Origin of the sequence: Cellulosimicrobium cellulans, assembly GCF_016907755.1 — a bacterium.
GTDB lineage: Bacteria > Actinomycetota > Actinomycetes > Actinomycetales > Cellulomonadaceae > Cellulosimicrobium > Cellulosimicrobium cellulans_D.
In genome coordinates this window covers 406,545-424,319 of record NZ_JAFBCN010000001.1, presented here as the reverse complement: position 1 = coordinate 424,319, position 17,775 = coordinate 406,545, and the positions used below count along the sequence as shown (strand labels likewise).

The following is a 17,775-nucleotide window of genomic DNA, read 5'->3' as shown; positions in this document are numbered from 1 at the left end:
GGCAGGGTCAGGACTGCTGGGGACGACGGTAGAACGGGAGCGGCACGACCACCACGGGCTCGGCCCGGCCGCGCACGTCGACCGCGAGCTCGGTGCCCTCCGCCGAGAGCTCGGGCGTCACGTACGCGAGCGCGATCGGGTAGCCCAGCGTCGGCGAGGGCGCCCCCGAGGTCACGGTGCCGACCCGGCGCGCGGACTCCCCCACCGCTCCCCCGGGCTCGGCCCCGGGAAGCACGACGGCGTAGCCCGCCCGGGCGGGGCGACGCCCCAGGCCCTTCAGCCCGACGAGCACGCGCGCGGGTGCGGACGCCCGGCGCGCCGCGAGCGCGGCCCGCCCGACGAACTCGAGCGGCGTCCCGTCGTCGGCGACCTTGTCGAGCTTCACCACGCGACCCAGGCCCGCCTCGTACGGCGTGGTCGTCGTGTCCAGCTCGTGTCCGTACAGCGGCATCCCCGCCTCCAGGCGCAGCGAGTCGCGCGCGGACAGGCCGGCCGGCACGAGGCCCAGCGGCGCACCGGCCGCGAGCACCGTGCGCCACAGGTCGGCCGCACGGTCCGCGGGCACGAACAGCTCGAAGCCGTCCTCCCCCGTGTACCCGGTGCGCGCGACGAGCGCGTCGACCGGACCGGCGTCCGTCCGCAGCGCGAGCGGGGCGGCCGCGTAGTACTTCAGCCCGCGCACGGTCTCGGCCGCGTCGGAGCCGTAGTCCGAGCCGGCATCCGAGCCGGCATCCGAGCCGGCGACGTCCGTCAGCCCGACGACGATCTCCTCCGCGCGCGGGCCCTGGACCGCGACGAGCGCGGTGCCCGCACCCTGGTCCGTGACCGTGGCGTCGAACCCGGCGGCGCGCTCGACCAGCTCGCGCGCGACCAGGTCCGCGTTCCCCGCGTTCGCGACGACGAGGAAGCGCTCCTCCTCCAGCCGGTACACGACGAGGTCGTCCAGGACCGCCCCGTCCTCCTGGCAGATCATCGTGTAGCGCGCCCGCCCCGGCGTGACGGCGGTGAGGTTGCCGACGAGCGCGTGGTCCAGCGCGGCCGCCGCCTGCGGGCCGGCGACCTCGATCTCCCCCATGTGCGAGAGGTCGAACAGCCCCGCCGCCTCGCGGACGGCGCGGTGCTCCGCGAGGTCGGACGTGTACCGCAACGGCATCAGCCAGCCGCCGAAGCTCGTGAGGTTCGCGCCCAGCGCGACGTGCTCGTCGTGCAGCGGGCTGTGCCTGTCGGTCGGCCTGTCGGTCGGCCTGTCGGTCGGCCTGTCGGTCGGCTGGTCGATCGGGTCGGTCGGCTGGTCGGTCATGCGAGGTCTCCCGTCACGTAGGACTCCACAGGCGGGCACGAGCACACCAGGTTGCGGTCGCCCCGCGCACCGTCGATGCGGCGCACCGGCGGCCAGTACTTCCCGGCGCGCAGGCTCGCGACCGGGTACGCCGCGAGCTCGCGCGAGTACGGCTTGTCCCACGTCTCGGCGACGAGCGCCGCCGCCGTGTGCGGGGCGCCGCGCAGCGGCGACTCCTCCACGCTCCACCGGCCCGAGGTGACCGCGTCGATCTCGCCGCGGATCGCGATCAGGGCGTCGACGAACCGGTCGAGCTCGGCCAGGTCCTCGCTCTCGGTCGGCTCGACCATGAGCGTGCCCGCGACCGGGAACGACAGCGTCGGTGCGTGGAACCCGTAGTCCATGAGGCGCTTCGCGACGTCCTCCGCCGTCACGCCCGTCTCCGCGGTGATGCCGCGCAGGTCGAGGATGCACTCGTGCGCGACGAGCCCCGCCGGTCCCGTGTAGAGCACCGGGTAGTGGTCGGCGAGCCGGCTCGCGACGTAGTTCGCCGTCAGCACCGCGGTCTTCGTCGCCTCGGTGAGCCCGTCCGGCCCCATGAGCGCGACGTACGCGTACGAGATCGGCAGGATCCCGGCCGACCCGTACCGCGTCGCCGAGACCGGCGTGGCCGGGGACGCGCCCGGCGCCAGGGGGTCGCCCGGGAGGAACGGGACGAGGTGCTCGGCGACCGCGACCGGGCCGACACCGGGCCCTCCCCCGCCGTGCGGGATGCAGAACGTCTTGTGCAGGTTCAGGTGCGAGACGTCGCCGCCGAACTCACCTGGGCGCGCCAGACCGACGAGCGCGTTGAGGTTCGCGCCGTCGATGTACACCTGACCACCGGCCTCGTGTACGAGGTCGCACACCTCGCGAACGTGCTCCTCGTAGACGCCGTGCGTCGAGGGGTACGTGATCATGATCGCCGCGACCCGGGGGCCGTGGTCGGCGAGCTTCGCCCGCAGGTCGACGAGGTCGACCTCGCCGCTCTCCGCGGTCTTCACCACGTCGACCTTCAGACCTGCCAAGGCCGCCGACGCTGCGTTCGTCCCGTGCGCCGACGCCGGGATGAGGCACACATCGCGCGCCGTGTCGCCGCGCGACACGTGGTAGTCACGAATCGCCAGCAGGCCCGCGAACTCGCCCTGCGAGCCGGCGTTCGGCTGCACCGAGACGCCCGCGTAGCCCGTGATCTCGGCGAGCGCGGACTCCAGGCCGTCGATGAGATCCGCGTAGCCGAGCGCCTGGTCGGCGGGCACGTACGGGTGGAGGTCCGCGAACCCCGGCCAGGAGATCGCCTCCATCTCCGCCGTCGCGTTGAGCTTCATGGTGCACGAGCCCAGCGGGATCATCGTGCGGTCCAGCGCGAGGTCCTTGTCCGAGAGCCGCCGCAGGTAGCGCAGCATCGAGGTCTCGGACCGGTGCAGGTGGAAGATCGGGTGCTGGAGGTAGCTCGTCTCGCGTCGGAGCGCCGCGGGCAGGGCGTCGGAGACGCCCCCGGCGGGGGCGGCGGCCTCGCCGTTCGCCTCACCACTGCTCGTGGCCACGCCTCGACCTCGCGAGGTAGAGGCCTGGTCCGTGAGGCCAAAGGCCTGGAGCACCGTGGCGAGGGTCGCGGAGGTCGTGGTCTCGTCGCAGGCGATCTGTACATGGTCGGCGTCGGGGTTGTACAGGTTCACCCCCGCGGCCGCCGCGGCAGCGACGACCGCGTCCGCGCGGCCGGGGACGAGAGTGCGGACGGTGTCGAAGAAGGTGTCGTGCTCCACGCTGACACCGCCCGCACGCAGCGCGTCCGCGAGGGTCGTGGCGTGGACGTGGGCGCGCTCGGCGATCGCGCGGAGGCCGTCGGGGCCGTGGTAGACGGCGTACATCGACGCCACGATGGCGAGGAGCGCCTGCGCGGTGCAGATGTTGCTCGTCGCCTTCTCGCGGCGGATGTGCTGCTCGCGCGTCTGGAGCGCGAGCCGGTAGGCGGTGTCGCCGTCCGCGTCGATCGAGACGCCCACGAGGCGGCCGGGGAGCGAGCGCTCCAGACCCTTGCGCACCGCCATGAACGCGGCGTGCGGGCCGCCGTAGAACAGCGGGACGCCGAACCGCTGGGCCGAGCCGACCGAGACGTCGGCTCCGAGCTCGCCGGGGGAGACCAGCAGCGTCAGTGCCAGCAGGTCGCTCGCCACGGTGACGAGCGCGCCCGCCGCCTTGGCCTCCGCGACCACGGGGCGCCAGTCCACGACGCGTCCCGACGCCCCGGACTGCTGGACGACGACGCCCACGAGCTGCGCGTCGTCGTCCACCCCGGCGGGGAAGGCCCCCGCGGCACGGGCCGCGTCGAGCCCGGTCTCCAGGCCGCCCGACAGGTCCACGACCACCACGGGCAGGCCGACGGCGTGCGCGCGGCCCAGCGTCACCGCGAGCGTCTGCGGGAAGAGGTCGGCGTCGAGGGCCACGTAGCCGCTCTTCGCGCGCGACGCGCGCCACATGAGCGCGACGGCCTCGGCCACCGCGGTGGCCTCGTCGAGGAGCGACGCGTTCGCGACGTCCAGGCCCGTGAGGTCCTCGACGACCTGCTGGAAGTTGAGGAGCGCCTCGAGTCGGCCCTGCGAGATCTCCGGCTGGTAGGGCGTGTACGCGGTGTACCAGGCGGGCGACTCGAGGACGTTGCGGCGGATCACCGGGGGAGTGACGGTGCCGTAATAGCCGAGCCCGATCATCTGCGTCTTGACGACGTTCTTGCCGGCCAGCGCGCGCAGGTGGTCCAGCACCTCGGTCTCGGTGCGCGCCGCGGGCAGGTCGAGCGTGCGCTCGGTGCGGATCGTCGCCGGGACGGCCGCGTCGACGAGCGCGTCGAGCGAGGCGTAGCCGAGCTGGTCGAGCATGACGCCCACCTCGCGCCCGCGCGGGCCGAGGTGGCGCGGCGCGAACGCGCCGGTCGCGGCGTTGTGCCGCGAGCTGGGGTCGAAGGACGGCTGGGTCACGAGGGACTCCCGGTGGAGGGGACGACGGCGGGTCCCTCCCCGCTCTGTCATCGGACGCACGCGTCGACCTGAGAGTTTTGCCGGTCCGCCGTGCCGCGAGGGCCGGGGCGCGCCGACTTGCACCGTCGGTGGGCCGAGGCCGCCGGAGGTCCGACGGGCGCTCGGCCGCTTTCCAGAGTTGCCTCACCTCGACGGTACGGGGGCCTGAGAGATTCCCGGGGAGGACTTGCTCCTTCGGCGCCGGCGCCGGTCCGAGGACCGTGGCGCCGAGCTCTCCCGTCGTGGTTCGGGCGGCAGTACTGCAGTTGTGGGCTCGATCATACCGGTCGGGCCGCCGCGCGCGCCGAGGCGCCCAGACCGCCGTCGTCTCACCCGACGGGTAATAACTACGGACCCCGAACGATCCGCGCTAGCGTCATCGCGGACGGGCGACGACGCGACGTGGGTGGGGGAGTCATGACGACCGAAGGTGCGGCCTCGCAGCCGCCGCTGGGGGAGCGGGTCCGGCGCTGGACGACCATGTGGGGGCTGCTGCGCCACGCGGGCGTCCCGATCGTGGCGGTGGGCCTCGCGCTGAGCGTCCTCCTCGCCCTCCTGCCGCTCGTGTCCATCGTCGCCCTGGGCCGCGTGCTCTTCCTCCTGCCGAGCATGTCCGACGGCGCGGCGAGCGCCGGCTGGGGCGACCTGCTCGCGGCGTTCGGCGTCGCGGTCGGAGCGCTCGTCGTGCAGCAGCTCCTCGCGCCGTTCCAGACGGGGATCGTCGAGACGATCGGGCGGCGGGTCGACCAGCGCTGCATCGACCGGCTCCTCGACGCGGCGCTCTCCGACGCCCCCCTCGCGCTGCTGGACGACTCCGAGGTGCTGGACGTCGTCGCCGACGCCCGCGCGGCGTTCGCGCGGCAGAACATGAGCCCCGGCGACGCGGCTGGCGCGCTGGTCCCGCTCGTCGGCCGCTACGTGCAGCTCGTCGGCGCGGCCGTGCTCGTCGCGGCCGTCGTCTCGCCCCTCGCGGGCGCCGTGATCCTCGCGACGGCGCTCGCCATGCGCGCGGGCGTGCGGGGCACGTTCAGCAAGCTCACCCCGATCTGGAAGACCCTCCACCCCCAGCGGCGCCGCATGTACTACCTGCGGGAGCTCGCGACCACGCCCGGGATCACCAAGGAGGTCCGACTCCTCGGCGTGCTCGGGTGGCTGCGCGAGCGCCTGCGTCGGGAGACGATGGCCTACCTCGAGCCGCAGTGGGCGGTCAACCGTCGGCTCCAGCTCTGGCCGTTCGTCGGGTTCTCGGCGATCGGCCTGGTCGGCGGCACGATCGTCCTGGTTCTGGTCGCGCTCGACGACGCGCTCGACCTCTTCGCGCTCGGCGTCGCGATCCAGGCGGTGCTCATCCCGCTGCGGTTCGGGGTGTACTTCCCCGAGTGCGACGTCCGCACGCAGTTCGGTCTGCTGTCGTTCGACGCGCTCGAGCGGTTCGAGCGGCAGCTGCGGTCCGCGACGCCCGAGAGCACGCGCGAGGACGGCGACGCCCCCGTCCCGCACGGCGTGATCCGTTTCGAGGACGTGTGGTTCCGGTACTCCGACGACGGCGCGTGGGTCCTGCGGGGCCTCGACCTCACGCTCGTCCCGGGCACCTCGACGGCCGTCGTCGGGCTCAACGGCGCCGGCAAGACGACGACCACGAAGCTCCTCGCGCGCCTGTACGAGCCGACGCGGGGGCGCATCACGGTCGACGGCGTGGACGTGCGCGACCTCCCGCTCGAGGCGTGGCGGCGCCGCCTCGCCCTGATCTTCCAGGACTACGTCCGCCTCGAGCTGCCCGTCAGCGACAACGTCGGGCTCGGCGCACCCGGCCTGCGCGACGACGCCGACCGGGTGCGCGAGGCGATCACCGCCGCCGGGGCCGACGGAGTCGTGGACGGCCTCGCCGACGGCCCTGACACGGTGCTCTCGGGCGGCTACGCGGGGGGCCGCGACCTGTCGGGCGGGCAGTGGCAGCGCATCGCCCTCGCGCGCGCCCTGCTCGCGGTCTCCGGCGGCGCGGACGTCCTCGTCCTCGACGAGCCGACGGCGCAGCTCGACGTGCGTGCGGAGGCGGAGTTCTTCGAGCGCTTCCTCGCCCACGGCGCGGTCGCCTCGGTGGCGCGCGAGCGCGCGGTGACGTCCGTCGTCATCTCGCACCGCTTCTCGACGGTCCGCCCGGCCGACCAGATCGTCGTCATCGCGGAGGGCCGCGTCGTCGAGCAGGGCACCCACGACGAGCTGCTCGCCGCCGACGGTCGCTACGCCGAGCTCTTCGTCCTCCAGGCCCGCCGGTTCCGCAGCGACTCGCCCGACGACCCGGACCCCGACCCCGGCGCGGCCAGCCCCGAGACGGCCCTGACCTCCGGAGGGGCCCGATGAAGCGCGTCGCTCTCGCTGCCCGGTTCATGCTCTCCCTCGCCTGGCGGACGGACCGGCGTCGCCTGCTCGTGGCGGTCGTGCTCCTGACGGTCGGGTTCCTCGCGGGTCCCCTCGTCGGCGTCGGGCTGGGGCTCTTCACCGACGCGCTGGTCGACCAGGACGTCGCGCGCGCCGTCGGGCTCGCGTGCGCGGTCACCGCCCTCGTCATCGCCGAGCTCATGCTGGGCCACTTCGCCCACCTGTCGTACTTCGAGGTCGCGGACCTCCAGCAGCTCCGTCTGCTGGACGAGGTCGCCGAGCTCACGCACGGCTCGGCGGACCTCGCCGAGCTCGACGACCCGGACCGTGTCCGTCTCCTCACCTCCGTGACGGAGGGCCTGCAACGGGTCCGGCTGGCCCTCGAGGGCACGCTCCAGCTCGGCGGCATGGTGCTCCAGGTGCTGGTCACCACCATCATCCTCGGTCTCGTCGAGCCGTGGCTGCTCCTGCTGCCCCTCGCGGCCCTGCCGCCCGTCTGGTTCGCCGACCGCGCGCAGCGGGTGCTCGACAGGGCGCGCGACGCCGCGGCCGACGACGTGCGCCTCTCGCGGCACCTCGTCACCGCGGGGACGACGGGCTCGTCGGCCAAGGAGATCCGGCTCTTCGGCGCACGTCGCCTCGTCGCGGACCGGCAGCGCGCGGCGTGGGACCGCACGACGGCGGTCCTGTGGAGCGCGCACCGGCGCTCCGCGCTGCTGCGCGCGGCGGGCCAGGTGTGGTTCGCGCTCGCCTACGGGGCCGCGGTCCTCCTCGTGCTCCGCAGCGCCGCGTCGGGCATGGCGGCCATCGGTCAGGTCGTGCTCGTCGTCACGCTCGCCATCCAGGTGAGCACCCAGGTCGCGGGCGCGCTGTCGCTGTTCGGCAACCTCCAGGACGCCGGTCGGACGGTCGAGAAGCTCCTCGAGCTGCGCGCGACGGCGACACCCCCGGGCCGAGCCCCCACGGGCGGGGCGCCCGCCCAGGCCACGCCCGCCGTCGGGCCGCTCCCCGCCCGGCTCGAGCAGGGCGTGCGCGTCCAGGACCTCACGTTCGCCTACCCCGGCGCGGACCGACCCCTCCTCGACGGCGTCACGCTCGACCTGCCCGCCGGGGCCACCGTCGCGCTCGTGGGGGAGAACGGCGCGGGGAAGTCCACCCTGGTCAAGCTCCTGTGCGGGCTGTACCGGCCGACGTCGGGCCGCATCCTCGCGGACGGCGTCGACCTCGCCGAGGTGGCGCCCGCCGCGTGGCAGTCGCGCGTCGCGACGCTGTTCCAGGACTTCGCGCGCCTCGAGCTCTCGCTGCGCGAGGACGTCGGGATCGGGCGCGTGGACGCGCTCCACGACGACGACGTCCTGTGGGCCGCGCTCGACGAGGCCCGCGCCCGACCGATCGTCGAGCGCTCGTCCGACGGCCTGGACCAGATCCTCGGCACGGGCTACGCCGACGGCACCCAGCTCTCGGGCGGGCAGTGGCAGACGCTCGGGCTGGCCCGCACGCTCCTGCGCCCCGACCCGATCCTGCTCGCGCTCGACGAGCCCGCGTCCGCGCTCGACGCGACCGCGGAGCACGCGCTGTTCGAGCGGTTCACCGAGACGGCACGGCGGACCGGCACGACCTCCGGCGGCGTCACGCTGTTCGTCTCGCACCGCTTCTCGACCGTGCGCGACGCCGACCTCATCGTCGTGCTCGACGGCGGCCGCGTCGCCGAGCTCGGCACGCACGACGAGCTCGCCGCCGCGGGCGGGTCGTACGCCGAGATGTACGCGCTCCAGGCCCGCGCCTACCAGTGACGGCCCTCTGGCAGGGTGAGGCCATGACCGCCGACACGATCGCCGACGTCGTCCTCCTGCTCGTGCTCGCCGGTGCCGGGGTCCTGCTCGTCTGGTGCGCCCGGGCGACGGCGTCCGGTCGCGTCGGTCGCAACCACGTCGCCGGGATCCGCACCGCGACGACGCTCGCGAGCGACGAGGCGTGGCAGACCGCCCACCGTGCGGCACGGCCGCTGAGCGAGGCCGCGGGCTGGGTGCTCGTCGCAGCCGCGCCGGTGCTGTTCCTCGTCGGCGACGACGCGGGTCTCGTCGTCGTGCTGGTCGCGACGGGCCTGACGCTCGCCCTCACGGTCGGCGGGCTCGTCGTCGGGACCCACGCCGTGCGACGCGGGGTCGACCGGAGCCGCTGACGCGCGCCCAGGTCGGGCGGGATCGCGTCAGGCGGGCTCGGAGACCAGCTCACGCTCCGCCGTCGGGCCGGGCTGGGGCTCCAGGGCCGAGCGGCGCGACGCCGGGCGGCCGTAGGTGAGGTAGAGCGGGAGGCCGGTGAGGAGCAGTCCACCGACGAGGTTGCCGAGCACGGTGGGGATCTCGTTCCAGACGAGGTAGTCCATGATCGTGAACTCGCCGCCGAGCAGCAGCCCGGACGGGAACAGGAACATGTTGACGATCGAGTGCTCGAACGACATGAAGAAGAACAGCATCACGGGCATCCACATCGCGATGGCCTTGCCGGGCACGTCCTTCGCGATCATCGCGCCGATGACGCCCATGGAGACCATCCAGTTGCACAGCATGCCGCGCACGAACAGCGTGAGCATGCCCGACGCCCCGTGCTCCGCGTACCCGACCGTGCGGCCCTCGCCGATGTGCCCGATCGCCTGACCGACCTCGTTGGGCGGGGTGTCGAACCCGTACGTCACGACGATCGCCATCATGACGGCGACGGCGAACGCGCCGAGGAAGTTCCCCGCGAACACGAGGCCCCAGTTGCGCAGCACGCCGCGCACGGTGACGCCGGGCCGCTTGTCGAGCCAGGCCAGCGGGCCGAGGACGAACATGCCGGTGAGCAGGTCGTACCCGAGCAGGTAGAGCAGGATGAACCCGACGGGGAAGAGGACGGCGCCGAGGATCGCGTGGCCCGTCGTGACCGTCACGGTCACGGCGAACGCGGCGGCGATCGCGAGGATCGCGCCGCCCATCGTGGAGCGGACGAGCGTGTCGCGCGTGGACAGCAGGACCTTGTTGGCACCGGCGTCGATGATCGTCGGGACGAGCTCGGCGGGCTTGACGTAGGACATGGGCGGGCTCCGGTCTCTGAGGCGACGTCGCGGCAGGGGAGTGCCCGACGGCGCGTCCCACGCTAGGAACCCGCGGTTTCGCCCGCGTTCCCGCCGGGGAGCGGCCTCGTTACCGGGGTCGCTCAGCGCGCGGGGCCGCCCTGTGAGAACTCGGTACCCGGCGCGGGCTCGACCACGACGGACCGGACCGTCGCGAGTCGCCGGACCGCGCGTTCGAGGGCCCGCGCGCGGCGCGGCGTCGCGCGGAACGTCACGACGATCCGCCCGGCCCGGCCGTCGTCGTCCACCGGCTCCGTCGCGAGCGAGTCGAAGCTGACCCCGCGCGTCGAGAACACCCCGGTCAGCGCCGTGAGCGTGCCCGGCTGGTCGAGGCCGTGCACGGTCGCGACCCACGCGGTCTCCGCCCGGCCCGACGGCGCCCGGTCGCCCGCGCGGGCCGGCTCACCGAGGTCGTGGGCGCGCGACGGTGCGGCGGGGGCACCTGCGGCGGTCCCGGCCCCCTCGGGCCGTCCCGACCGGTCGTCCCGGCCGGGCGTCACGCTCGCGGCGACCATGCGCCCGACGCCGTCCGCCGCGTGCGCGAGGCGGCGCGCCTCGTCGTCGGGCAGCTCGTCGAGGAGGACGCGCGTCCACCCGCCCGGCCCGAGGACGACGGGGACGCCGAGCACGCCCCGGTACGGGGCGCCGTCGGGCCCCGAGGGCATCCCGTCGAGGCGCCCGTCGAGCTCCCCGTCGAGGGCCACCTGCCCGGCGACGACGATCTCGCGACCGTCGAGGATCACCTCGAGGAGGTCGACGGTCGCGCTGGCGGTCCCGGCGGGCGTCTTGGCGCCGGACTGGTGCGTCATCCACGGGCGCGCGACGAGCCGCAGGTCGGCCGGCCACGCGTCGATGAGGTCGAACGCCGCACCCATGTCCTCGGCTGCGACGCGCGCCAGCTCGGTCTTCGCCGCGGCGATCTCGGCGGGCAGCGCGTCGAGCGTGCGGCCGCGCCGGAGCGCCGCGACGGCGCGGGCGCGCTCGTCGGCGTCGAGCCCGCTCACCCGGACCGTCGACCACAGCGGCACGGCGTCCTCGCCGTGCTGGCCGCCGACGAACCCGCCGACGCGGTGCCGGCGCACGCCCAGCTCGACCGCGAGCTCGCGCCGGAACCGCAGCGTGTCGAGCCACGCGCCCATCCCGAGCACGCGGTGCCGCCCGAGCCGTTCCGCCATGACCGCGACGCCGAGCTCCACGGGGTTCGTCACGACGATGACCACCTCGTGCCCCGAGCCGTGCCGCGCGATCGCGTCGGCGTACTCGGCGAGCACGGCGCCGTTCGTCGCGGCCAGGGCCCGTCGGTCGGGGTCGGCTCCCGTCCGGGCCGGGGGCGTCAGGCCCGCGGCGACCACGATCACGTCCGCCGTGACGTCGTCGGGGGAGTGCGCGACGTCGAGGAGCGGCGCGTGCTCGTCGTACGCGTCGACCAGGTCCGCGCGCAGCCCGTGCACGGCCCGGCCCGACGCCCCGCCCGCGCGGCCGACGAGCTGGAGCCGCGCCGTCGGCGGGAGCACCCGTCGCTCGACGATCTGCGTGCACACCTGCCGGCCGACGTCCCCCGTCGCCCCCACCACCGCTACGTCCACCCCGGCAGGCTACGTCCCCGACCGATGAGTCCGGGCGCCTCGGCGCGTCATCACCGGTGAGGACGCACCGGGACGAGAGGAGCAGGACGATGACGACCGCCGACCCGACGGTGAAGAACCTCGACGGCTACGGGACGCCGCCGATCGAGTGGGCGCGCGTGCACGACACGCTGTTCGGCCGGCTCCCGCAGGAGCCCGGGGCCGGCGGGCCGAACCGGCACACCACGTGGCTCGCGACGACCGACCCCGACGGGAAGCCGCACGTCGTGCCGTTCGGCGCGCTCGTCCTCGACGAGGAGATCTTCCTGTGCTCCGGCGAGGGCACGCGCAAGAACCGGAACCTGCACCGCGACCCGCGCTGCACGCTCACGGTCGCGACGGAGCCGTTCGACCTCACCGTCGAGGGCCGGGCCGAGCGCGTCACCGACCCCGAGGCCCTGGAGCGCGCGGCGGCGGGGTTCCGCGCCGACGGGTGGCCCGCGACCGTCGACGGCGACGCGCTCACCGCCGAGTTCAGCGCGCCGTCGGCCGGACCGCCGCCGTGGGCGGTCTACCGCCTGGTCCCCGAGCGCGTGTTCGCGTTCGGCACGGCCGAGCCCTACGGCGCCACCCGCTTCGACCTCCCGCCGAGGTAGCGCCCAGGTCGCGCGAGGTAGAGGCCTGGTCAGACGTCAGGCGAAGGCGATGTCCGCCGCGGCGGCGACCATCTCGTCGAGGACCGCGGAGACGACCGGCCGGGGCTCGTGCCGGGTCGCGCGGTGGCGTGCGACGAGGCGGCGGGAGCCGAGGCCGGGCAGGCCGACGACCGTGACGCCGTCGGGCACCTCGTCCGACGCGCCGCCCTCGACAGCGAGCGCCGGGAGCATCGCGACGCCGAGCCCGGCCGCGACGAGCGACAGCGCGACGTCGAAGTCGTAGTAGTTGTGCCGCGTGCGCACGGTCCCGCCGAGCCCGCGGGCCAGACGGCGCAGGGCGCGCGCCGCGGCGGTGCCCGGCTCGGGTCCGAGCCAGACGACGTCGCGCACGTCGTCGAGGCGGGTCGGGGTGGGCATGCTCGCCGGGACCACGAGCCGCCACGGCTCGTCGAGCAGCACGATCTCGCGCGTCCCGCGCGGCGCGGGGGAGTCGGCCTCGTAGTCGCGCTCCAGGAGCACGACGTCGAGCTCGCCCGCGCGCAGGAGGCGCAGCGCCTCGGTGGGCTCGCGCTCCTGCACGTCGAGCTCGATGCCGGGCGCCGTCTCCGCGAGGCGCCCGGCGACGGGCGCGACGACGGCGCGGATCGCCGTCTGGAACGACCCGACCGCGACCCGGCCGCTGACCTCGTCCCCGAGCGCGGCGAGCGCCTTGCGCGCCTCGACGAGCTCCGTCTCGATGCGCTCGGCCGTCTCCGCGAGCACGCGCCCGGCCGGCGTGAGGGTCACGCCGCGCGGGCCGCGGTCGAGGACCGCGACGCCCTCCTCCGCCTCGAGCCGCTGGATCTGCTGGGAGACCGCCGACGGGGTGACGTGCAGGAGATCTGCTGCCGCGAGAATGCCCCCACCGCGGTGCACGGCAAGGAGAAAACCAAGTCTGCGTGGGTCGGTCGCCATGTAGAGATGCTAAACGGCCGGTGCAGGATACTTCGATTGTGCTGAAGCGCGGGAGGCCTCACACTTGTCGTGGCGCCGGTCGGTTACCTCCTCCTCCTTACGGGTCGGCGCCCGAGCTTCCGCACCACCCGCGCCACCAGCCACCGGCCCGGAGCGCACAGCCACCGCAGCGTCGCGGTACCCCCCTCCACCCCTCTTCATCACCGGAGTACCGCTGTGCCCGTCACCCTCGACGCGTTCGTCATGTTCCTCGGCTGGATCGGCGCCGCCGCCGGCGTCGTCGCCTACGCGATGGTCAGCCGCGGCCGCTGGGCCGCGTCCTCCGCCCCGTTCCAGCTCACCAACCTCACCGCGGCTGGCCTCATGGGCATGGTCGCCGCCGCGAACGGGGTGTGGCCGTCGGTGGCCGCCAACATCGTGTGGATCCTCATCGGCGTGCAGGCGATCGTCGTGATCGTCCGCGCGCGGGCGCGCCGCCGCGCGGCCGTCGACGACGCGGCGACCCCGACGGCCGCGGTCGTCCCGGGCGCGGCCGCTCCCACCGCCCCCGAGTCGGTCCTCCCCGACGGCGACCCCTCGCCGCGCGAGGTCGGGCTCGCCGCCTGACTACACGCCGGCGGGCGTGATGAGCCCGATCAGCAGGCCCATCACCAGCACGGTGACCAGCTCGTGCGCGGCGTTGAGGACCGTGAGCCCCGCCGGCCGGCCCTCGAACGCGTCGTGCGTGACGAACCGCGCGGCGGTGAACCCCGCCCACAGCACGACGGCGGTCAGCAGCGCGTTGCCCAGGTAACCACCGCCGTAGAACGACCACGCGAGGTACGTCGCGCCCGCGAGGACCCACGCGGTGACGAAGCTGACCACGACCGTGACCAGGATCGGCACGACGGCGTCCCGCCCCTCCCCGGACGGGTCGACCTTCGCGACGCGCATCCAGTAGGTGCCGAACACCTTCGGCGTGTACCAGACCGAGCCCACGACCATGCTCGACACCGTCGCGGCCAGCACCGCCCAGTAGTTGATCTCCGGAACCATTCGACCGCTCCCTCGCGTCGACGCCTCGCTGGGAGCGTAGCGCTCAGGCGGTGGCGCCCGCCTGCGGTTCGACAACGACGTCGACCACGACCGCGCGGTGGTCGGACAGGCCGGTGTCGACGGCGGTCGCGGGGCCGAGCGCCCGGACCGTCGCCTGCCCGGGCGTGGTGTCGACGAGGACGTGGTCGATCTGGCGCACGGGCCGGTCCGTGGGGTGCGTGAGCACGTCGGCGAGCGACGTGAAGCCGCTGAGCTCGGCGGGCTCCGGCGCGCGCAGGTTGAGGTCCCCGAGCAGCGCGAGAGGCCGGGGGAGCGGCGCGCACGCCCGGACGAGGGACCGGAGCTGGTCCGCCGTGAACTCGGGGCGGGACGTCGTGTGGGTTGTGACCACGGTGAGCGGTCCCCACGGCGTCACGACGGCGGCCGCGAGCGCCGCACGGGGCTCGTCCGGGACGACGCGGAACGGGACGAGGCGCGCGGCACCGCTCACCGAACCTGGCGTCCGGCGGCGGACGCGCGAGCGCCACGGCATCCGGTCGAGCTCGAGCCGCGACCACCGCGCGACCGGGAACCGGCTGACCAGCCCGATCCCGTAGGACGCGACGCCGGGCACGCGCCGCACGCCCGCACCCGGCCGCGCGGCCCGGACCCACGCGCCGGCAGCGCCGCGCAAGGTCGGGGAGAAGTGCCGATGGTCGGCGCGGAGCGCCTCCGCGGCGACCGCGACGAGGTCGACGCGCTGCGAGCGCGGGGAGTCGCGCTCCACCTCTTGCAGCGCGAGCACGTCCGCGTCGAGGTACGCGACCGCGCGCGCGAACCGCTCGACGTCGACCGTCCCGTCGAGCGCGGCGCCGTGCAGGGCGTTGAACGTCGCGAGGCGCAGCGCGCCGTCGGGTCGAGGAGGCAGTCCTGACGAGGTGGGTTCGGTCGGCACCGCACGATCCTCGCGCGAGCCCGCGACGGTCGCGACCAGACGCGTCAGAGGGTGCGGCGCCAGGCGACGATGCGCTCCACCGCTTCCGCGACGGTCTCCGGGGCTGCCGCGAAGGAGAGGCGCACCCAGTCGCCGCCGCGGACGCCGTCGAAGTCCGTGCCCGGGGTGAGCGCGACGCCCGCCTCGGCGAGCAGCCGCTCGCACCACGCCACGGAGTCGAGGCCGTCGCCGGAGACGTCGGCGTAGACGTAGAACGCGCCGTCGGCCGGGGCGACGCGCGACCACCCGAGGTCGTCGAGCCGCGACAGCACGAGCTCGCGCGACGTCGCGTAGCGCGCGACGTTCTCCGCGGCGGCCGCGTACCCCTCGGGCGAGAACGCTGCCACGCCCGCGTGCTGCGCGAGCGCGGGCGGGGACAGCGCGACGTTGCCCGCCAGCGCGTCGACCGGCCCGACGAGCTCGTCGGGCAGCACGAGCCACCCCAGGCGCCAGCCGGTCATGGCCCAGTACTTGGAGAACGAGTTGACGACGACGGCGCCCTCGCCGACGTACCGCGCCGCCGTCGGCAGCGCCGCGGGAGAGGCCCCCGCCGCGTCGTCGTACGTGATGCCGTGGTAGATCTCGTCGCTCACGAGGCGGACGTCGTGGTCGGCGCACCACGCCGCGACGGCGTCGAGCTCGGCGGGCAGGATCATCGTCCCCGTCGGGTTCGCCGGGCTCGCGACGACCAGGCCGTCGAGACCGCCGTCGTAGTACGCCTCCATGAGCTGCGACACCGTGGGCTGGTAGCGCGTCTCGGGTCCGCAGTCGAGCTCGACGACCTCGCAGCCCAGCGCGCGCAGGATGTTCTTGTACGCGGGGTAGCCGGGGCGGGCCAGCGCGACGCGGTCGCCGACGTCGAACGCCGCGAGGAACGCGAGGAGGAACCCGCCGGAGGACCCGGTCGTCACCGCGACGCGCGCCGGGTCGACCTCGACGCCGTACCAGCGGTCGTAGTGCTCCGCGATCGCCCGTCGCAGGGCCGGGACGCCGAGCGACTCCGTGTACCCGAGGTCGCCGTGCTCCAGCAGCTCGATCGCGCGGCGCCGGACGACGTCCGACGCCCCCGTCGACGGCTCGCCCGCGCACAGGTTGAGGACGGACGCCCCCGCGTCGCGCAGCCTGTTCGCCTCCGCGAGCACCTCCATCACCGCGAACGGCGGCACGTGCGAGCGGCGTGAGACCTTCATCGACCCGGACATGGAGCCATCATGCCGGGTCAGCGGGGTCGGCCGGGCTGTCCGGGCTTCGTCGGCCCCGGCCGCCGGCCAGGCACCCCTCGCGCGCCGAACCCCGGGGTCGCCGGCGGCCCACGGTGCCGAACCCGGGGTTTCGGGTGGGTTCGGCGGCAGGGTCGCCCACAAGCCCGGGTTCGGCGGAGCGGGGTCATCCCTTGGGGGGAGCTCGACGGGGCCGATGGCGCGACGTCGGTCGTTCGGGCGACGCGCCGGGCCGTGGCGCCGGGGTCGGATGGGGCCATGACCGAGGACACGGGGGACGAGGGCGCCGACGGGCGGGCGAGGGACGGTCACGGGCGAGGAGGTCGCGACGAGACGTTCCGGCCGGTCCGGGGATGGGGCGTGCTGTGGCGCAGCGCGTTCGTGCTGCGCCACGGCGGGCACGAGTACGTCGTGGACGTCGACTTCCTCGACTGGGACGAGCGCATCCGGCTGTACCGCGACCGTCGCCTCGTCGACGAGCAGCGGTCCCGCGCCCGGTTCGACCTCGGCGGTGCGGCCCTCGAGGCCCGGATGAGCCTCTACGGGATGCGGTACGTGCGCGTCGTCGACGCCGTCGGTCACCGCCAGGACGTCCCGCCGATGCCCGGGACCGCCGAGGCGTGGCGGGACCGCATGGACCGCGAGCGCCCGACGGCGAGCCGCGCCGTCGGCGTCACGGCGTGGGTCGTGCTCGTGGTCGCGCTCGTGACGCAGGTGCCGCAGCTCCTCGACCTCGTCTCCGGGTTCACCGGCTGGACGCCGCCGTTCGTGCCCGACCTGCCCGCCTCCGTGAACACGGTGCTGTCCGTGGCCGGAGTGGTCGCCGCCGTCGACCGCGGGCTGCGCCGTCGCTACCACCCGCTCCTGGACGGCTGACCGCCCTCTCGTCCCGCACCGCCCCGCGTGCTTAAGGTGGACGGACGGCGACAGAGGAGGTTCTCGTGTTCCGACGACGGTCCCGCAGCACCCCCGACGACGACCCGGTCCGGCGCGCCGCGCAGTACCGGGTCGACCGCGAGACCGCGCGCGAGGAGTCGGAGCACGGGGACCCGGGACACACGGACGTGCCTGGTCCCGCCGGGGACGCGGCACCCGCGGAGTCCCCGGCGCCTGACGATGACGCTGCGCCCCGCGGCCCGCGGCGTGTACGACCCGAGGATCGTGCGATGTACGTCGACACGGTGATCGATCAGGCCATCCGACGAGGGGAGTTCGACGACCTCCCGCTCGCGGGCAAGCCGATCCCCGGCCTCACCGGGTCGCACGACCCCGACTGGTGGCTCAAGTCCGTCATCGAGCGCGAGCAGCTCACGGGTCTGGGCCCTCCGGCGATGCTGCTCAAGCAGGAGGGTCGAGAGCTCGACGACCGGCTCGACCGCGAGCTCGACGAGACGACCGTCCGCGAGATCCTGGCCGACTTCAACGCGCGCGTCGTCGACGCCCGCCGCCAGCTCCTGGGCGGGCCGCCTGTGGTCACGCCCACGCGCGACGTCGAGCACGAGGTCGCACGCTGGCGCGCACGGCGCGGGCGGACCGCCTAGCCCCACGG

The 17,775-nt window shown here is 74.8% G+C and carries 15 protein-coding genes and 1 riboswitch; of the genes, 7 read left to right on the top strand and 8 right to left on the bottom strand.

The window, feature by feature from the left end; genetic code table 11:
• Nucleotides 1-7: 7 nt before the first annotated feature.
• Complete coding sequence (gene gcvT / locus JOE63_RS01850) at nucleotides 8-1,300, bottom strand: glycine cleavage system aminomethyltransferase GcvT (protein WP_204538655.1); 1,293 nt, start codon at nucleotides 1,298-1,300, stop codon at nucleotides 8-10.
• Entirely contained in the window at nucleotides 1,297-4,344 is a 3,048-nt protein-coding gene (gcvP, locus tag JOE63_RS01845) for an aminomethyl-transferring glycine dehydrogenase (protein ID WP_204538652.1), read from the bottom strand. The genes gcvT and gcvP overlap by 4 nt, the downstream gene beginning before the upstream one ends.
• Before the next feature lie 131 nt (nucleotides 4,345-4,475).
• A riboswitch (glycine riboswitch) is annotated at nucleotides 4,476-4,582 on the bottom strand.
• Between the two features lie 167 nt (nucleotides 4,583-4,749).
• Here gcvP and JOE63_RS01840 point away from each other — a divergent pair.
• Genes JOE63_RS01840 through JOE63_RS01830 form a run of 3 tightly spaced genes read left to right on the top strand, consistent with a single transcriptional unit; the run spans nucleotide 4,750 to nucleotide 8,893 of the window.
• Nucleotides 4,750-6,693 carry an ABC transporter ATP-binding protein gene (locus tag JOE63_RS01840; RefSeq protein WP_204538649.1) on the top strand — a complete coding sequence of 648 codons (1,944 nt, stop codon included), beginning with the start codon at nucleotides 4,750-4,752 and terminating at the stop codon, nucleotides 6,691-6,693.
• The gene (locus JOE63_RS01835) at nucleotides 6,690-8,504 is read left to right on the top strand and encodes an ABC transporter ATP-binding protein (RefSeq protein WP_204538646.1); all 1,815 of its coding nucleotides are present in this window, start codon (nucleotides 6,690-6,692) and stop codon (nucleotides 8,502-8,504) included. Before JOE63_RS01840 ends, JOE63_RS01835 begins: the two co-directional genes overlap by 4 nt.
• 23 nt (nucleotides 8,505-8,527) lie before the next feature.
• Nucleotides 8,528-8,893, top strand: coding sequence for an SdpI family protein (locus JOE63_RS01830; RefSeq protein WP_204538643.1), 366 nt, complete (start codon nucleotides 8,528-8,530; stop codon nucleotides 8,891-8,893).
• 27 nt (nucleotides 8,894-8,920) lie between these two features.
• Here JOE63_RS01830 and JOE63_RS01825 read toward each other — a convergent pair whose 3' ends face one another.
• Both JOE63_RS01825 and JOE63_RS01820 read right to left on the bottom strand, forming a co-directional pair.
• Nucleotides 8,921-9,784, bottom strand: a complete 864-nt coding sequence (locus JOE63_RS01825) for a formate/nitrite transporter family protein (RefSeq protein WP_204538640.1) — start codon at nucleotides 9,782-9,784, stop codon at nucleotides 8,921-8,923.
• A 122-nt stretch (nucleotides 9,785-9,906) separates the two neighbouring features.
• Nucleotides 9,907-11,409, bottom strand: a complete 1,503-nt coding sequence (locus JOE63_RS01820) for a lactate/malate family dehydrogenase (protein WP_204538637.1) — start codon at nucleotides 11,407-11,409, stop codon at nucleotides 9,907-9,909.
• Nucleotides 11,410-11,498: 89 nt separating this feature from the next.
• Between JOE63_RS01820 and JOE63_RS01815 the strand changes: the two genes are divergently transcribed.
• Nucleotides 11,499-12,044 (top strand): pyridoxamine 5'-phosphate oxidase family protein, encoded by a 546-nt coding sequence (locus tag JOE63_RS01815; RefSeq protein ID WP_087470484.1) that lies wholly within the window; start codon nucleotides 11,499-11,501, stop codon nucleotides 12,042-12,044.
• Nucleotides 12,045-12,080: 36 nt separating this feature from the next.
• On the opposite strand, the gene JOE63_RS01810 is transcribed toward JOE63_RS01815, so the two are convergent.
• Nucleotides 12,081-12,998: a LysR family transcriptional regulator gene (locus tag JOE63_RS01810; protein ID WP_087470483.1), complete on the bottom strand. Its 918-nt coding sequence runs from the start codon at nucleotides 12,996-12,998 to the stop codon at nucleotides 12,081-12,083.
• A 216-nt stretch (nucleotides 12,999-13,214) separates the two neighbouring features.
• Here JOE63_RS01810 and JOE63_RS01805 point away from each other — a divergent pair, with 216 nt between their 5' ends.
• A complete protein-coding gene (locus JOE63_RS01805) occupies nucleotides 13,215-13,604 on the top strand; it encodes a CBU_0592 family membrane protein (RefSeq protein ID WP_204538634.1) in 390 nt (129 codons plus the stop codon).
• Here the strand turns inward: JOE63_RS01805 and JOE63_RS01800 are convergent, their stop codons facing one another.
• Genes JOE63_RS01800 through JOE63_RS01790 form a run of 3 tightly spaced genes read right to left on the bottom strand, consistent with a single transcriptional unit; the run spans nucleotide 13,605 to nucleotide 16,196 of the window.
• Nucleotides 13,605-14,033 (bottom strand): DUF1761 domain-containing protein, encoded by a 429-nt coding sequence (locus JOE63_RS01800; RefSeq protein ID WP_204538631.1) that lies wholly within the window; start codon nucleotides 14,031-14,033, stop codon nucleotides 13,605-13,607.
• A gap of 43 nt (nucleotides 14,034-14,076) precedes the next feature.
• Nucleotides 14,077-14,967 carry an endonuclease/exonuclease/phosphatase family protein gene (locus JOE63_RS01795; RefSeq protein ID WP_244286329.1) on the bottom strand — a complete coding sequence of 297 codons (891 nt, stop codon included), beginning with the start codon at nucleotides 14,965-14,967 and terminating at the stop codon, nucleotides 14,077-14,079.
• 44 nt (nucleotides 14,968-15,011) lie between these two features.
• A complete protein-coding gene (locus JOE63_RS01790) occupies nucleotides 15,012-16,196 on the bottom strand; it encodes a pyridoxal phosphate-dependent aminotransferase (protein WP_204543389.1) in 1,185 nt (394 codons plus the stop codon).
• Between the two features lie 288 nt (nucleotides 16,197-16,484).
• Here JOE63_RS01790 and JOE63_RS01785 point away from each other — a divergent pair, with 288 nt between their 5' ends.
• A complete protein-coding gene (locus JOE63_RS01785; RefSeq protein ID WP_204538628.1) occupies nucleotides 16,485-17,102 on the top strand; it encodes a hypothetical protein in 618 nt (205 codons plus the stop codon).
• 290 nt (nucleotides 17,103-17,392) lie between these two features.
• A complete protein-coding gene (locus JOE63_RS21765) occupies nucleotides 17,393-17,767 on the top strand; it encodes a DnaJ family domain-containing protein (RefSeq protein ID WP_204538625.1) in 375 nt (124 codons plus the stop codon).
• Nucleotides 17,768-17,775 lie beyond the last annotated feature (8 nt).

Excerpts from the sequence above, each read along its gene's own strand:
- gcvT (WP_204538655.1), bottom strand. The coding sequence starts at position 1,300 with ATGACCGACCAGCCGACCGACCCGATCGACCAGCCGACCGACAGGCCG.
- gcvP (WP_204538652.1), bottom strand. The coding sequence starts at position 4,344 with ATGACAGAGCGGGGAGGGACCCGCCGTCGTCCCCTCCACCGGGAGTCC.
- JOE63_RS01840 (WP_204538649.1), top strand. The coding sequence starts at position 4,750 with ATGACGACCGAAGGTGCGGCCTCGCAGCCGCCGCTGGGGGAGCGGGTC.
- JOE63_RS01835 (WP_204538646.1), top strand. The coding sequence starts at position 6,690 with ATGAAGCGCGTCGCTCTCGCTGCCCGGTTCATGCTCTCCCTCGCCTGG.
- JOE63_RS01830 (WP_204538643.1), top strand. The coding sequence starts at position 8,528 with ATGACCGCCGACACGATCGCCGACGTCGTCCTCCTGCTCGTGCTCGCC.
- JOE63_RS01825 (WP_204538640.1), bottom strand. The coding sequence starts at position 9,784 with ATGTCCTACGTCAAGCCCGCCGAGCTCGTCCCGACGATCATCGACGCC.
- JOE63_RS01815 (WP_087470484.1), top strand. The coding sequence starts at position 11,499 with ATGACGACCGCCGACCCGACGGTGAAGAACCTCGACGGCTACGGGACG.
- JOE63_RS01810 (WP_087470483.1), bottom strand. The coding sequence starts at position 12,998 with ATGGCGACCGACCCACGCAGACTTGGTTTTCTCCTTGCCGTGCACCGC.
- JOE63_RS01800 (WP_204538631.1), bottom strand. The coding sequence starts at position 14,033 with ATGGTTCCGGAGATCAACTACTGGGCGGTGCTGGCCGCGACGGTGTCG.
- JOE63_RS01790 (WP_204543389.1), bottom strand. The coding sequence starts at position 16,196 with ATGAAGGTCTCACGCCGCTCGCACGTGCCGCCGTTCGCGGTGATGGAG.
- JOE63_RS01785 (WP_204538628.1), top strand. The coding sequence starts at position 16,485 with ATGACCGAGGACACGGGGGACGAGGGCGCCGACGGGCGGGCGAGGGAC.
- JOE63_RS21765 (WP_204538625.1), top strand. The coding sequence starts at position 17,393 with ATGTACGTCGACACGGTGATCGATCAGGCCATCCGACGAGGGGAGTTC.